Source organism: Asticcacaulis sp., from assembly GCF_027484505.1.
GTDB lineage: Bacteria > Pseudomonadota > Alphaproteobacteria > Caulobacterales > Caulobacteraceae > Asticcacaulis.
Map to the genome: position 1 here is coordinate 17,312 of NZ_JAIXSV010000084.1, position 15,754 is coordinate 33,065.

The window sequence follows — 15,754 nt, forward strand, 5'->3', positions numbered from 1 at the left end:
GGAACAGACCTCAGCCATCTCAGGCCGCGGCGATCTGACCCGACGTGTCCGGGGTATCCGGCGTGTCGTCGGCACTGGCCCCGGGGCTGGTCTGGGTCAGGGGCAGGATGACGCTGACCGTGGTGCCCTGACCGACGGTGGAATCGACCTCCAGACGGCCCGAATGCATCTCGATCAGCGACTTGGTGAGGGCGAGGCCGAGGCCGGTGCCTTCCTTGGTGCGCGAGAACTGGTTTTCGATCTGCTCGAACGGGCGGGCCAGACGCTCCATGTCCTTCGGGGCGATGCCGATGCCAGTGTCGGCGACATAGAGGTGCATGAAGCTGTCGGTCGGGACCGCCGACACGGTGATAGTGCCGCCCGACGGCGTGAACTTGATAGCATTGGTCAGGATGTTGAGCAGGATCTGTTTCAGGGCGCGGTAATCGGCCTGAATATCCGGCAGTTGCGGCAGGTGCACGCGCATTTTGAGCCCCGCCTTTTCCGCCCGCTGCCGCACCAGACGCAGCGTATCGTCCACCACCTCTTCGACCGAGACGGGCTCAAAGCGCAGTGTCATCTTGCCCGCTTCGATCTTCGACATATCAAGAATGTCGTTGATCAGCGCCAGCAGGTGCTGACCGGAGCTGAGGATATCGCCCGCATATTCCTTATAGCGCGCGTGGCCCAAAGGCCCGAACATTTCGCCCGCCATGATCTCGGAGAAGCCATTGATGGCATTCAGCGGCGTGCGCAGTTCGTGGCTCATATTGGCCAGGAATTCCGACTTGGCGTGATTGGCCTGTTCGGCGCGAATCTTGGCCATTTCGTACTTTTTGGCGAGGTCGGTCTGGATGCGGCGGCTCTGTTCCAGCTTATCGACCATGGCCTGAAGCTGTTCTTCGTTGCGCCGGCTCATCTCCTCCTGAATCTTGATGGCGGTGATGTCTGCCCCGGTGACGACCGTGCCGCCTTCCAGCGTCCGGCTCTCGGAAATCTGTATCCAGCGCCCGTCGTTCAGTTCGGCTTCGACCACGCCTTCGCGGCCGTCGATCACCGGCTCCTGACGGCGGATGGCGATGGCCATGACCTTTTCGATCAGTTCGCGCGACGTGCCCGCCTTAAGGAAGCGCGGGTCGATGCTGAAGGTGTGGCCAAACACTTCATTCCACATGACCAGCCGCCCGCGGCGATCCCACAGGACGAAGGCGTCCGACACCGAATTGATGGCCCCGGTCAGGCGGGCTTCGGCGCGCTGGGCCCGCGATTGCGCCGCGCGTTCTTCGGAAACGTCGAGCGCCACGCCCGACAGGCGCGTAAAGCCCGCCGGGCCGCGCGGACCGGTCGCCTGACCCCGCGCATCGACCCAGATGGCGCGACCATTGTCGCCCGGCACGCGGAAAGACACGTCGAGCGCGCCGTGGCCGCGCGCATTGAGCAGGGCCTTGCGCACCGCTTCACGGTGTTCGGGGGCGATGCGCAGCAGGACTTCGTTGGTCGTCGCCACGCCGCTGCCGCCCCAGCCAAACATGACGCCGGTGACCTCGGACATGAAGACCTGATCGCTTTCGAGGTCCCATTCCCAGATACCGCAGCGCGCCGCTTCGACGGCCAGCCGGTAGCGGGTCTCCTTGGCCTCATACTGACGCGCGGTTTCGGAATTGCGCCGTCCCTGCACAATCAGCAGCAGACCAAACAGCGCCCCGATAATCAGCGGACCGATAAACAGGGAGGCCGTCCCCAGCCAGCTTCCGCTGGCCACGGCGCCCGATGGTTCAACATAAAGCGTGGTCAGACCGTTTTCGCCTTCGCGCGCGGCGGCGATACGCACAAAGCCTTTTTCTTCCAGCGTGCCCTGACTGATGCGGACCTGACTGGCATTGTCGCGTATCTGTTCCGGGGTGACGGTCAGGGCCTTGCGGATATTCTGTCCGGTCAGACGCTCGTCCGAAGCGCTCAGGATGTCGCCGGCGGCATTGATCAGCATAATCTGATTGTCGCGCGTGTTTTCGGCGTCGCGCAGCGGATTATTGAGCCTTGCCACGGCGCGTACACGGCCGGGGGCGGGGGTGCGCACCAGATAGGCGCGCTCTGTACGCGTCAGGCGTGATCCCAGCGCCACGGCCGTAAACGCCTTGTCGTCCGACTTTGCCGCCTCACTGAGAAGGCTGGCCTCATCCTGCCCGGTGCGGGCTACAATACGGCCCTGTGCGTCGATAAGGGCCAGTGAAGCCAGTGTGCCCGCCGACGCCTCAAACGCGCGTTGCACGGCGGACTGAGCGGCGCCGGGCTCCGCCTCATAGGTGGATAGTGCCCCCTCCATGGCGGTGCGGGCCACGGACACGGCCTTGTCGGCTCGCAGGGCATTCAGTCGCGCCTGCCCATAGGCGGCACTGTCGCGCGCGGCCTGCCCTGAAGAGAGGTCGTTTTGCAGACGCGCCGACGAAATGGCCGCAAACAGCATCAGGCCCAGCGCCAGGCTGAGGCCACCGACGCGCATCCACAGGGGCATACGGGGACTGACCTGTGTCAGCAGGCCGGATTTGAGCGATCCGCCGCCCTGAGCCCCGCCCAGCCGGGCGACAGAGCCGCCTCGGGCTCCCTCGCGATCAGGCTGTGTCGAAAAGAGCTTCATGCGCGTCGGGCAATCCGAAAGGGGGCTTGGGCGGCGGGAAAGAGGTTACCCGCTTTGATTCGGGTACAACTGAAAGGGTAAACGTCGCGTTAACCCTTTGTCGAGAGTCTTACGGTCGTTAAAAAGGGGACGGCCTCACTGCGCTGTGGGCAAAAAACCTCCGCCTCAATCCGCCTCAATCCGCCTTGGCCGCTGCATTTTCGTCCGCAGCCGGTGCAGCCTCCTTAACCGGCGGCTTGTGATCCTCGCTCCAGCCCTCACGGCGTTCCTTGCCCTGATACTTCGCGTCCTGACGGCGGCGGCGGTCGGGCCCGAAATAGTTGGCGGTCTTGATGAAGGGACGCGGCTTGTCGATAACGGCGGCGACCTTGCGGTACAGTTCCAGCGCCGTCACCGGCTTGGCGCAGAATTCGTTGACGCCAGCATCGCGCGCCGCGGTGACGCGTGAGCGTTCCGAATGCGCCGTCAGCATGATGATGGGCACGTAGCGATTGGGGCTGTCGGAGGAATTGCGCACCATGTGGACGAATTCGACCCCGTCCAGCACTTCCATCATGAAATCAACGATCACGATGTCGATGGCATCGTTGCGCAGACGCTGAAAGGCATCGCCGGCGTCGCGCGCCTCAAACACATGAGTGGCACCGAAACCGCGCAAAATCGTTTTCACAATATGGATCATGTGGGTGTTGTCATCCACCACCATGAACCGCACGCGTTCAAGTCCCGCCACTTTTGACTCCCTTACGCACATACCAAAACAGAGGCCGTGCGGGCGGCCTCTGTGAAGAGTTTTAAACCTTAAAGTTTGTCAACAGGTTAAGCGAACGGCCGTCTTTGAGTGGGGCTGACGGGAGCACGTTACCCCGCCAGCGCCTTTCCGGCCAGTTCGCCGACATTCTTCGACAGGCCCTCGGTGGCGATAATCCGCTCCAGCGCCGCCTGCATCAGGCCCCGGTGCGGCTCGGCATAGCGCTTGAAGCCGCCAAAGGCTTCGATCAGGCGTGCCGCCGTCATCGGGTTGAAGCGGTCCACGCTGAGGATTTCGTCGGCGATAAAGGCATAGCCTTCACCGGAGGCGTCGTGGAAAATGGCTGGGTTATTGGCGGCGAAGGCTTGCGCCACGGCGCGCCAGCGATTGGGCACCTTGCGGTCAAAGTCCGGGTGCGTGACAAGGGAACGCATGCGCGTCAGGGTTTCCGGATGGGCACAGGCCGCCTGCACCGCAAACCATTTGTCGAGCACCAGCGGCTCGGATTTAAAGCGCGCATAGAAGTCGTCCAGCGCCGCCTGATACGCGGCGCCGTGGATCTGCGACAGGGCCGACAGACCGGCCATCTGGTCGGTCATATTGCTGGCGTCATGGTAGTGCGCCTCGGCGATTTTTTGTTTTGCGCTCAGGGGCTTCGCCGCATCTCGTTCGAGATGGGCTGCGCCCTCCGGGCGGCGCGTAGCCTGCGCTCCCGCTTGGTCGCTAGTCGCTTCGCTCCCATCCGCGTCACTGTCAGGGGCGGCGACGATCAGATCAAGCAGGGCGTTACGCAGGGCGCGGCGGCCAGCCGAAGCGGCATCCGGGCTGAAGGTCGGCTCGGCAGGCAGGGCCGCATAGAGGGCTTCGGCATCGGTTTTCAGCGCGGCCGCCAGCTCGGCCTTGAAGGCCTTGCGCCGCGCATGGATGAAGGCCGGATCGACCGGCGTCAGGTTCTGCGCCAGGTCCATCTCGGTCGGCAGGCCAGTCATCAGCGCCTTGAACGCCGCATCCAGCGCCGGATCGGTCAGGGTGGCGCGCAGGGCCTCGGCATAGGCGGCGGCGTCGCCTTGCGGATCGAGGATCAGGGCCTTGGCAAGGCTCTGGGCGGCCTCCCAGCGGTTGAATGGGTCGGGATCGCCGCGGAAGCGGGCAAAACGGTGCGCCTCTGGCTCGTCCAGCGTCAGCTTGACCGGGGCGGAGAAGCCGCGCAGGGCCGAGATCACCGGCACTTCGCTCACCGCGTCCAGTACCCATCGCGCCTGCGCCTCGCTCAACAGGAACAACGCCTCCGTCACGCTTTCGCCCGCGTGAACAAAACTCAGCGGTGCAGCGGCCTCAGACAGCAGGCCCAGCCGCACCGGGATCGCCACCGGGGCCTTATGCGCCTGCGACGGGGTCGGGGGCGTTATCTGCGCCACGTTGAGGGTCAGACGCTGCGTGTCTGCGTCATAGGTGGCGTCGATGCGGAGCGTGGGCGTGCCGGCCTGCACGTACCATTTCAGCCAGGGCGAAAAGTCCTGACCCGTAACGGCCTCGAAGCTGCTGAGGAAGTCTTCCAGCGTCGCCGCCGTGCCGTCGTGCGTATCGAAATAGTGGTCGAGCGCGCGGCGGTAGGTGTCCGCGCCCACGACCGTCTTCAACATGCCGACGATTTCCGCGCCCTTTTCGTAGATGGTAGCGGTGTAGAAGTTGTCGATCTTCAGATAGGCGGCCGGGCGCACCGGATGGGCCAGAGGCCCGGCGTCTTCCGGAAACTGCCGCGCGCGCAGCATCTTCACATCCTTGATGCGCTGCACCGCGTGGCCGCGCTGATCACCGGAGAAGCTCTGATCGCGGAAGACGGTCAGGCCCTCTTTCAGGCACAACTGGAACCAGTCGCGGCAGGTGACGCGGTTGCCGGACCAGTTGTGGAAATATTCGTGCGCCACAACGCTTTCGATGCGCTCATAGTCGAGATCGGTGGCCGTTTGCGCATCGGCCAGCAGCAGCGAGGCGTTGAAGATGTTGAGCCCCTTGTTCTCCATCGCCCCGAAATTGAAATCGCGCACGGCGACGATCATGAACAGGTCGAGGTCGTATTCGCGGCCATAGGTCGCTTCGTCCCACCGCATCGAACGTTTCAGCGCGTCCATGGCGTAGGCGGCGCGCGCGCTCATGCCCGGATCGACGAAGATTTTCAGATCCACCGTGCGCCCCGACATCGTGACGAAGTGGTCTTCGAGGACGTCCAGTTCGCCGGCGACCAGCGCGAACAGATAGGCCGGCTTGGGGAAGGGGTCTTCCCATACGGCGTAGTGGGCGTCCCCCTCTTCACCGCTGTCGATCAGATTGCCATTGGACAGAAGGCGCGGGAAACCGGCCTTCGGCGCGCGCAGTTGCACCGTATATTTCGACAGCACGTCCGGCCGGTCGGGGAAATAGACGATCTTGCGAAAGCCCTCGGCCTCGCACTGCGTGCAGTAACGGCCGGAGGACATGTAGAGCCCTTCCAGCGTCTTGTTCTCCTGCGGATTGATCTCGACCTCGACCTCCAGCGTGAAGCGGTCGGGCACGCCGGGGACGGTCAGGCATTCCGGCGACAGGGTGTAGGCGTCGGGCGTCAGTTCGACGCCTTCAAGGCGCAGCGCTTTGAGGGTCAGCCGCTCACCCAGCAGGACCAGCTGGGCGTCCGCGGCACCGCGCCGTTCGATGCGATAGGTCGCCCGCACCTGCGTCTGCGTCGGGTGCAGATCAAACGCCAGATGCGTTTCAGCTATGACAAAATCCGGCGCGCGGTAATCGGTCAGACGGATGGGGCGGGCGATATCGGTACGGTACATACGCGCGGCGTCTCGCAAAACAAAGCAGGTCGGCAACAGATTAGCCGTCCATCCTTGCATAGTCTTGCAAAAAGCCAATGCGGCCCTACCCAATTTTCGGTAGGCAACCGATTGGAATTTTTATTCCGCGGCTGTGGCGCTGATTTCCGGTTCCGGCTGAGGCTCTATCGGGGGCTCCATCGGGCGCGTCTGGGCGTCGGGCGGCGGCGTTTCGATTACGCGGCGCAGTTGCTCAAAGCGCCGTGCGATGCGCAGCAGGGGCTCCGGCAGGGCCGGGGTGTCGTTGTTTTTCACATAGTCGCTCAGTTCGCGGGCCAGATTGAAAAAGCGCGGGGCCGCCGTAATCAGGCGGGCCTGCATCTCGATCAGGGCCGGATCGCGGTCGTACTCGGCCCCTGGCACGCGCCAGCCGCCCCAGTCATTGGGGTCGGTGACGACCACCGGATAGGTGCCCGGATAGGGGTGGTGGGCGCAATCTTCGACGGCCTGCACGCGGTTGCGCGCCCGCATCAGCCGCCACGGCGTATGCCCCGGCGCTTCGCCCGGTGCCGCCTCAATCTCGGTTTCCGCCGTCAGTTCCTCAGCGCGGAAATCGCGCCCCAGACCGCAGTCATAGGTGACGCGGATCGGTTCCTCAAAGCCCGCGACCCACACCGGCTTCACCTGTTCGATCATGGCCCAGGTGCCGACGGGCTCGACATAAACACGTTGATTTCGATGGAAAACAGCCTTGGCCATCTTAGTTCCTTTGACGCAAACTGTACGCGGGTGATTTGTCACATGGCGCGGCGACGTGGCGGGTGTTAACCGCTCAGGCGCCAGACCCGACCCTAACGCACAGGCTTTAGCATTTGGTGAGGGAGTGCGGTTAAGGCGTGTTAAGAGATGAGCATGAGTGATCCGACCTTTGCCCCCGCTGACCTGCGCCGTCTGGTCGAACGCTTCTATGAGCGGGCGCGTATCGATGCCCTGCTGGGGCCGGTGTTTGACGCCGCCGTTGACGACTGGCCGGCGCATTTCGATATGCTGACCGCCTTCTGGAGTATGGTGATGAACGGCCCGCGCCCGGACATGCCGCTGTTCAAGGGACGACCCCTGCCCAAACATCTGGCCCTGCCGCTGAAACGTCAGCATTTCGACCGTTGGCTCGACCTGTGGGCGGAAACGACGGCTGAGGTGTTTGACGGGCCGCGCGCCGAGGCGCTGCGTGAAAAAGCCTGGCGCATCGGTCAGTCGTTTCAGGCGGCGCAGGCCATGAACGAAATGTTGAGATAAGTGTTACCGCTATCTTCGGATACGGTATATGTTTCAAACTAAACGGCTTTTTCTTCAATCTAGTCAGACATTTAATTTTCTTGCCCTGCGGTCAGAGGGCAAGCGTTTGTAATTATTCGTCATATTATCGCGGTGCAAAAATCTGCGCCCAAACCCTCTTGCGGCGCACAAATTTTGCGCTAGGGTGGAGAAATTCCTGCCTGAGGTCTGCCGTCTGCGGCAGGTTTTGTGTGTCCTCAGCCTTGCCTGCCCTGAGCCGATGCCGCTTACCGGTACGCTCAGACCCGCCCGGTTCCCGCACACGCCTCAGGCTGCACCGACACAGACTCAGGAGGCCCGCCGATGACCGACGCCATGATCGATCACGTCAAGCAGAACACCGCCATGCTGGAGGGGTTTCTGACTGACGCCGTCAACAGTTTCGGGCGCGGCAGTGTGTTGTCGAAGATCGAGGCCCTGCGCGCCGACAATGCCGATGTCGATGACTTAAGCGAATCCGAGGCCGCCCACGCGGCGCGCGTCCTGACCTGCCTGTCCACCCTGACCGTCCTGTCAGAAGACGTGGCCAATCTCAAGCGTGTCGAGACCTTTCCGGGCACGCAGGAGGCCATCACTCTGGCCAATGCGGTGCAGCAGGCGCGCGCCAAGGGCCATTCGCAGGCCGAGATCGAAGAGACGCTGAACGGCATTCTGGCCTCGCCGGTGTTTACGGCGCACCCGACCGAAATGCGCCGCGCCTCGGTGGTGGAGCGCGAATACGACATTACGCAGTTCCTGTCGGCCTATGAGCGCACGACCCGCGCCTCGGAGCGTAAGGCGCTGGAAGAAGACCTGTTCCGCGCTGTGGCGCTGCTGTTCAATACGCGCCTCAATCGCCCCGAACGCATCACGGTCGCCGACGAGATTCAGAACTCGCTGGGGGCCGTGCGTCGCGCCATCCTGCCGGCGCTGGTTGAACTTTATGGCGACTGGAATCGTGAGATCGAGCTGGAGGGCGAACTGCCCAACGTGCTGAAACTCGGCTCGTGGATCGGCGGTGACCGCGACGGCCACCCGCACGTCGATGACACCACGATGAACTACGCCTTCCACAATCAGGCGAAGCTGGTGCTCGACTTCTATTTCCAGCAACTGGACAAGCTTGATATCGAACTGACCCTGTCCGAGGAACTGGCGCCGGTCACCGATGCGCTGCTGGAGCTGGCGCGCAAATCGTCCGACACCAATGTGCACCGCGTCGATGAGCCCTATCGCCGCGCCATCACCTTTATCAAGACGCGGCTGGCTTCGACCTGGCAGGCCATTCTCAAACTGCCGCACCCGCTGGCTTCGCCGCTGGCCGGGGCCTATGAGACGTCGGAAAACTTTGTGCGTGACCTGCTGATTATCCGCGATTCGCTGATCGAATATGGCGGCAAGCGGCTGGTCGGGCGGACGCTGAAAAGCACCATCCAGATCGCCCGCTCGTGTGGTTTCCACCTGTTGTCGCTCGACATGCGGCAAAACTCCGCTGTGCATGAGCGCGTGATTGCCGAACTGTTTGCGCAGTCGTCGGAACTGCTGGATTACAGCTCGCTGTCGGAAAACGAGCGCGTGTCGGCGCTGGTGGCGGAGCTGACCAATGACCGCCTGCTGCGCTGGCCCTTCGCCAAATATTCCGATGAGACGCGCCGCGAACTGCGCATCATCGACGCGGCGGCCGAAGTGATCCGCACCTTCGGGCCGGACGCGATCGGGGCCTATGTGGTGTCGATGGCCAAGTCGGTGTCGGACATCCTTGAGCCGCTGGTGCTGCTGAAACAGGCCGGTCTGGTCTATGGTGGGCCGTCGCCGCACACCATGATCCGCGTGTCGCCGCTGTTTGAAACCATCGAAGACCTTGAGGCTGCGCCGGACATCATGAAGCGCTGGCTGGGTCTGCCGGCCATGCGCTCGCTGATGGGGCGTCCGGCGGTGCAGGAGGTCATGCTCGGCTATTCGGACTCCAACAAGGACGGCGGCTATACGGCCTCGCGCTGGAGCCTGCATAAGGCCTCATCGGCCATCAAGGCGGTGTGCAATCAGAAGGGCGTGGCGCTGCGTCTGTTCCACGGTCGCGGCGGTTCGGTCGGTCGCGGCGGCGGCCCGTCCTACAACGCCATCATGGCCCAGCCCGAAGGCACGGTCGGAGGTCAGATCCGCGTCACCGAACAGGGCGAAATGATCGCGCGCAAGTTCGGCAACCAGACAACGGCCAGCAAGACGCTCGATTCCTTCGCGGCGGCGGTGTTCCTCGCCTCCTTGCCGGTCAAGGCGCGTGACGCCCACCACATCAAGGAATCCGAGGCCGAAGCCAAGTACGGCCCGCTGATGGATCAGTTGTGTAAGGCCTCATTCGAGGCCTATCGCGCGCTGGTCTATGACGACCCGCACTTCCTCGACTTCTTCCGCTCGGTGACGCCGATTTCGGAGATTTCCGACCTCAAGATCGGTTCGCGCCCGGCCTCGCGCACCAGGTCGGGCAAGATCGAGGACCTGCGCGCCATCCCGTGGGTCTTTTCGTGGTCGCAGTCGCGCATGGTCCTGCCGGGCTTCTACGGCTTCAACGCCGCGGTCAAGGCGCTGGGGGTCGATGATCAGACCCTGATCGACATGTGCAATGAATGGGACTTCTTCGAGGTCTTCCTGGCCAATATGGAGATGGCGCTGGCCAAGTCGGACATGGAAATGGCGGCGCTCTATGCCGGCATGGCCTCTGATCCGGTCGAGGCGCAGCGCATCTTCGCCACCATCCGTCAGGAGCACGAAGAGATGACGGCGCTGGCCAAGCGCATCCGCAAGGCAGGCACGCTTCTGTCCACCCATGAGCAGTTGCGCGGCTCTATTGAACGCTCGCACGCCCTGCTCCAGACGCTCAACCGCATGCAGGTCAAGCTTTTGAAAAAGCGCCGCGAAGGCAACAAGCACAAGCTGGTCAAGCTGGCCATGCAACTGACCGTCAACGGCATCGCCTCGGCCCTGCGCAATACGGGGTAGGGTATACAGCGTCCGTACCGCGATAATACCAATTTAATACCTTGAGGCGCAGCCCCGGCCCCTATATACAGAGTCAGAGCGAATTCCCAGCTTGACCCGCAGGCGGACGCGCGTTATGACAGCGCTGTCAAAATTTTTTGACGCGCTGTGACGTTTGCGTAATAAGCCGCCTGCTAAAAAGGCCCGACGTCACCCGCCAAGACCCAGGAACCCTATCGTGAGCTTATCGACTTTTACCGCGAACCGTAAACCCGTCTTCGTCCTTGTCGGCGGCACCGGTGATCTGGCGCTGCGCATGTTGTGGCCGTCTCTGGCTATGCTGGATCAGGACGGGTTTCTGGATAAGGACCTGCGCATCATTTCGGTCGCGCGTGAGGCGGTGGACCGCCCGGCCTTCCTTGAGCGCGTCAGCGCCGCTGTGCAAAAGCGCATCGGGGCCGATCTCGAAGCCACCACGCTCGATCAGTTCCTGCCGCGCCTCAGCCATATCGCGCTCGATGCTTCCGACCCACAGTGGGGCGCCAAGCTGAAGGCCGAACTGGGTGAGCCTGAGGCGCTTGAGGTCGTCTATTTCCTCTCCGTGTCGCCGTCGCTGTTCAAGCCGATCTGCGAACATCTGGAAAGTGCCGGCCTGAGCAAGGCGCCCAACCGCGTCATCATTGAAAAGCCGCTGGGGCGTGATCTGGCCTCTTCGAAGGTAATCAACGATTCGGTTGCCCACGCCTTCGACGAAGCGCGCACCTTCCGCATCGACCACTATCTGGGCAAGGAGACGGTGCAGAACCTGCTGGCCCTGCGCTTTGCCAATACGGTGTTTGAGCCGCTGTGGAACGCGCAGTCGATCGACCACGTGCAGGTCACCGTTTCGGAAACCGTCGGTACAGGCGATCGTCTGGGCTATTACGATGATTACGGCGCGCTGCGCGACATGGTGCAGAACCACCTGCTGCAACTGGTCTGCCTGCTGGCTATGGAGCCGCCGTCCAACTTCAACGCCGATGCGCTGCGTGACGAAAAGGTCAAGGTGCTGCGTTCGCTGAAGCCGATCACCGCCGATAATGTGCGCGATGTGACGGCGCGCGGTCAGTACGGTCCGGGTTTTGCCGAAGGCAAGCAGGTGGCGGGCTATGAGGCCGAAAAGGGCTCGCCCTCCAACACCGAAACCTATGTCGCCATTAAGGCCGAAATCGCCAACTGGCGCTGGGCCGGCACGCCCTTCTATCTGCGCACGGGCAAGACCCTGCCGTCGCGCACCACTGAGGTGGTAGTCCAGTTCCGCCCGGTGCCGCATTCGATCTTCGGCTCGGCGGCGCAGCCCAACCGGCTGGTCATCCGTCTGCAACCGGACGAAGACATCAAGCTGACGGTGATGAACAAAGCACCGGGTCTTAGCGCCGACGGCATGCAGCTTCAGCCGCTCGACCTGTCGCTGTCGCTGCAAAGCGCGTTCGATAGCAATGGTGATAAGCCACCGCGTCGCCGCATCGCCTATGAGCGCCTGATCCTCGATGCGCTGAACGGCAACAATGCCGCCTTCGTGCGCCGCGATGAGGTCGAAGCCGCCTGGGCGTGGGTCGATGGCATTTCGGCGGCGTGGGCCGAAGCCTATCCCAAGCCGCAAATCTACCCCGCCGGGACCAATGGCCCGATGAGCGCCTATATGCTGCTCGACCGCGACCATCGGGTGTGGAATGACTGAGGCCATCGGCATTCACAGCCTGCGCACCTTCGATAGCGCGGCCGAGGCCGAAACCGCCGTGCTGGCGGCCATTGCCGAGGCCCTGTCGGCGGCCATTGCCGAACGTGGTCAGGCCCTGTGGATCGGGGCCGGGGGCGGCACGCCCAAGCCGGTCTATCAGCAGCTTGCGACACTGGACCTGCCGTGGGACAAAGTCACCCTGTCTCAGGTCGATGAGCGCTTCGTGCCGGTCGATGACGCGGCCTCCAATACAAAGATGATGGCCGAGGCCGCCGCGCCGGTGATTGCCAAAGGGATGCGCTTTGACACCCTGATCCGTGATCTCAGCGACGCGGGCCTGTGTGCACAAAAGGCGGAAAGCCTGCTGCGCGGCTTCAATAATGGTGACGCCCCGGCGTTTGACCTGACCCTGCTGGGCATGGGGCCGGACAAGCACTACGCCTCGATCTTCCCCGACCATGCGATCAATGCCACGGTCTATGACACGGACGCGCTGGTCCTGCCGGTCGCCCCGGCCAGTGGCGGCGCAGAGCCGAAACTGCCGCGCATCACATTGACCGTGAAGGCCCTCAACCGCTCGCGCCGGATCGTGCTATATATCACCGGTCAGGAAAAGCGCGACGCGCTCATGGCCGCCATCGCCGATCCCAACCCCGACACCGCGCCCATCGGTGCTTTCCTCGCCCAATGCCCCGTGCCCGTTGACATCGTCTGGTGTCCGTAACGGCCGGCCTTCAACAGCGAAAAGATAACATGACCACCGAGCTTCATCCCGTCCTCAAGTCCGTCACCGACCGCATCATCGCGCGCTCAAAAGCCACGCGCGCCGAATATCTGGCCCGCGTCGAGCGCTACAAGTCGCGTGAGCCGCGCCGCAAGAAGCTGTCCTGCGCCAACTACGCCCACGTCGCCGCTCCGATGACCGAGACGGACAAGCTGGCTCTGGCGCTCGATAAGGTGCCCAATATCGGCGTGGTCACCGCCTATAACGACATGCTGTCGGCGCACGCCCCCTATTACCGCTATCCGGAAAAGATCCTCGACTATGCCCGCCATGTGGGGGCTACGTCTCAGGTGGCTGGGGGCGTCCCGGCCATGTGCGACGGCGTGACCCAAGGCAAGCCGGGCATGGAACTGAGCCTGTTTTCGCGTGATGTCATCGCCATGAGCACGGCCATTGCCTTGAGCCACGATGCGTTTGATTCGGCCCTGATGCTGGGCATCTGCGACAAGATCGTGCCGGGGCTGGTCATGGGGGCGCTGGCTTTTGGCCACCTGCCGGTGATCTTCGTGCCGTCGGGCCCGATGCCGTCAGGCCTGCCCAATCCGGAAAAGGCCAAGATTCGCACCCAGTACGCCAAGGGCGAGGTGGGGCGCGACGCGCTTTTGGCCGCGGAAATGGCCTCCTATCATTCGGAAGGCACCTGCACCTTCTACGGCACGGCCAATTCCAACCAGATGCTGATGGAAATCATGGGCCTGCACGTACCGGGCGCGGCCTTCGTGCCGCCGCGCGGTGAGCTGCGTGACGCCCTGACCCGCGCCGCGGTCGAACGGGCCGCCAAGGCCTCGGCGCTCAGCGAGGCGCCGGCCTATATGGCCGATGTGATTGATGAACGCGCCATCGTCAACGGCGTGGTCGGGCTTCTGGCCACCGGCGGTTCGACGAATCACGCCCTGCACCTGCCGGCCATGGCGCGTGCCGCCGGGATCGTCCTCAAGCCCGAAGACATGAATGACCTGTCGGGCGTCGTGCCGCTTTTGGCACGCGTCTATCCCAACGGCTCGGCCGATGTGAACCATTTCCACGCGGCGGGTGGTATCGGCTTTGTCATCAAGGAACTGCTGTCGGCCGGTCTGCTGCACGCCGATGTCAATACCGTCTGGGGGCCGGGTCTGGCCGCCTATGGCAAGGAACCGAGCTTACGCGACGGGCAACTGGTGTGGGTCGATGCGCCCGCCGAATCGCTCGACCTCGACATCCTGCGCCCGGTGACCAACCCGTTCTCGCCCGAAGGCGGATTGCGTGAGCTACGCGGCAATCTGGGCGTGGCGGTGACCAAGATTTCGGCGGTCAAGGCTGAGCACCGCGTCGTCGAAGGCCCGTGCGCCGTTTTTGACGATCAGGACGATTTTTTGAAAGCCTTTAAGGAAAATAGGCTCCCGGAAGGCGATTTTATTTGCGTTGTGCGCTTTCAGGGGCCAAAAGCCAACGGTATGCCTGAGCTGCACAGCCTGACTCCCTCCCTGTCGGCCATGCTGGATCAGGGCCGCAAGGTGGCCCTTGTCTCGGATGGACGCATGTCGGGGGCCAGTGGTAAGGTGGCTTCGGCCATCCATTTGACCCCAGAAGCCGTTGACGGCGGACCGATCTCAAAACTACGGTCAGGGGACATTGTGCGCGTGGACTGTGAAAACGGGAACCTGAGCTTCATAGGTGATGAAGCGCAATTGATGGCGCGGGAAAGCGCACCCCGACCGGCGGATGCCGACGGTCTGGGGCGTGAGCTTTTCGCGCCGTTCAGGCGTCTGGTCGGCGAAGCCGTCTCAGGCGGCTCCGTTTTCTGGTAAGGTATTATGACGGCGCTTTTCGATAATCAGACCACCTTTTCAGCTTCGTCACAGGTGTTCAGAGGCCTTGTCGGTGATATCGGCGGGACCAATGCGCGCTTTGCCATTGCCGAACGGGGCGGCGGTCAGACGAAGCTGACGGAGTTCAAGAGCTTCCATACGGATGGCTATAAGGACCTCTACGCCGTCATCGACGACTATTTCGGCGGTTTGAGCGGGCGTCCGGACCTCGATTTTTCGGTCATCGCCGTGGCCGGGCCGGTCAATGACGGGGCCATCAAATTCACCAATCTCGACTGGCTGGTGACGGAAACTGAGCTGGCGCATCACACCTCTGCGCGCAAGGTGCGCCTGATCAACGACTATGCCGGTCTGGCCTATGCCCTGCCGCACCTTCAGGACGAAGACACCCGCCGTATCGGGCCGCTGCGCGAAGGCAAGGGCAATGTGCACGCCGTGATGGGTGCAGGCACCGGCTTCGGCGCTTCGGTGCTGGTGGGTGGCCCCTATGGTCCCTATTGCCTCTCGACCGAAAGCGGCCATGCCTCGTGGGCGCCGGTCAATGATTTCGAGCGCGAACTCCACCGCTTCCTGTCGAAAAAGCACGGGCGCGTGACCATTGAAATGGTTCTGTCCGGCCCGGGCCTCGTCAATCTCTATAGGGCCGTGACCAATGTGCGCGGCGAACCGACGCTGGAGCTGACCCCGGCTCAGATCACCCATCTGGATGGTCCCGATGCGCAGGGTTCGCGTTATACGGTCGAAACCTTCCTCGATATTCTGGCCTCGGTCGCGGGTGACCTCAGCCTGTGCCACGGGGCGACGGCGGGCCTGTTTATCGCCGGGGGTATCGCGCCCAAGCTGGCCAAATATATCGACGAAGCGCGCTTCCGCGCCCGCATGGAGGCCAAGGCCCCGCTGGTCTCCTATGTGGAGGCCATTCCGTCGCGCATCATCACCCATGAATGTGCGGCCCTGATCGGGGCGGCCAACGCCTTGACGGACGCTGA

The 15,754-nt window shown here is 63.1% G+C and carries 10 protein-coding genes; 6 read left to right on the top strand and 4 right to left on the bottom strand.

The features are described from left to right. Window positions 1–19: 19 nt before the first annotated feature. The 4 genes from Q0072_RS04920 to Q0072_RS04935 all read right to left on the bottom strand — a co-directional run bounded on the left by Q0072_RS04920 (window position 20) and on the right by Q0072_RS04935 (window position 6,922). On the bottom strand, window positions 20–2,614 hold the full coding sequence (locus tag Q0072_RS04920) for an ATP-binding protein (RefSeq protein WP_298326559.1): 2,595 nt from the start codon (window positions 2,612–2,614) through the stop codon (window positions 20–22). Between the two features lie 175 nt (window positions 2,615–2,789). Then, complete coding sequence (locus Q0072_RS04925; protein WP_298326561.1) at window positions 2,790–3,347, bottom strand: response regulator; 558 nt, start codon at window positions 3,345–3,347, stop codon at window positions 2,790–2,792. A gap of 128 nt (window positions 3,348–3,475) precedes the next feature. Then, window positions 3,476–6,184: an aminopeptidase N gene (gene pepN / locus Q0072_RS04930; protein WP_298326563.1), complete on the bottom strand. Its 2,709-nt coding sequence runs from the start codon at window positions 6,182–6,184 to the stop codon at window positions 3,476–3,478. Between the two features lie 120 nt (window positions 6,185–6,304). Beyond that, window positions 6,305–6,922, bottom strand: a complete 618-nt coding sequence (locus Q0072_RS04935) for a hypothetical protein (protein WP_298326566.1) — start codon at window positions 6,920–6,922, stop codon at window positions 6,305–6,307. Window positions 6,923–7,075: 153 nt separating this feature from the next. Between Q0072_RS04935 and Q0072_RS04940 the strand changes: the two genes are divergently transcribed. From Q0072_RS04940 to Q0072_RS04965, 6 genes are all read left to right on the top strand, one after another. After that, the gene (locus tag Q0072_RS04940) at window positions 7,076–7,459 is read left to right on the top strand and encodes a group III truncated hemoglobin (protein WP_298326570.1); all 384 of its coding nucleotides are present in this window, start codon (window positions 7,076–7,078) and stop codon (window positions 7,457–7,459) included. Window positions 7,460–7,801: 342 nt separating this feature from the next. Next, window positions 7,802–10,474: a phosphoenolpyruvate carboxylase gene (gene ppc / locus Q0072_RS04945; RefSeq protein ID WP_298326574.1), complete on the top strand. Its 2,673-nt coding sequence runs from the start codon at window positions 7,802–7,804 to the stop codon at window positions 10,472–10,474. Window positions 10,475–10,691: 217 nt separating this feature from the next. Beyond that, window positions 10,692–12,173 (top strand): glucose-6-phosphate dehydrogenase, encoded by a 1,482-nt coding sequence (gene zwf, locus Q0072_RS04950; RefSeq protein WP_298326577.1) that lies wholly within the window; start codon window positions 10,692–10,694, stop codon window positions 12,171–12,173. After that, window positions 12,166–12,897, top strand: a complete 732-nt coding sequence (gene pgl, locus Q0072_RS04955) for a 6-phosphogluconolactonase (RefSeq protein WP_298326579.1) — start codon at window positions 12,166–12,168, stop codon at window positions 12,895–12,897. The genes zwf and pgl overlap by 8 nt, the downstream gene beginning before the upstream one ends. Window positions 12,898–12,926: 29 nt before the next feature. Then, entirely contained in the window at window positions 12,927–14,744 is a 1,818-nt protein-coding gene (edd, locus tag Q0072_RS04960; RefSeq protein WP_298326582.1) for a phosphogluconate dehydratase, read from the top strand. 6 nt (window positions 14,745–14,750) lie between these two features. After that, window positions 14,751–15,754 (top strand): glucokinase (locus tag Q0072_RS04965; protein ID WP_298326585.1); only part of this gene is annotated, 1,004 nt, incomplete at its 3' end.

Excerpts from the sequence above, each read along its gene's own strand:
- Q0072_RS04920 (WP_298326559.1), bottom strand. The coding sequence starts at position 2,614 with ATGAAGCTCTTTTCGACACAGCCTGATCGCGAGGGAGCCCGAGGCGGC.
- pepN (WP_298326563.1), bottom strand. The coding sequence starts at position 6,184 with ATGTACCGTACCGATATCGCCCGCCCCATCCGTCTGACCGATTACCGC.
- Q0072_RS04935 (WP_298326566.1), bottom strand. The coding sequence starts at position 6,922 with ATGGCCAAGGCTGTTTTCCATCGAAATCAACGTGTTTATGTCGAGCCC.
- Q0072_RS04940 (WP_298326570.1), top strand. The coding sequence starts at position 7,076 with ATGAGTGATCCGACCTTTGCCCCCGCTGACCTGCGCCGTCTGGTCGAA.
- ppc (WP_298326574.1), top strand. The coding sequence starts at position 7,802 with ATGACCGACGCCATGATCGATCACGTCAAGCAGAACACCGCCATGCTG.
- pgl (WP_298326579.1), top strand. The coding sequence starts at position 12,166 with ATGACTGAGGCCATCGGCATTCACAGCCTGCGCACCTTCGATAGCGCG.
- edd (WP_298326582.1), top strand. The coding sequence starts at position 12,927 with ATGACCACCGAGCTTCATCCCGTCCTCAAGTCCGTCACCGACCGCATC.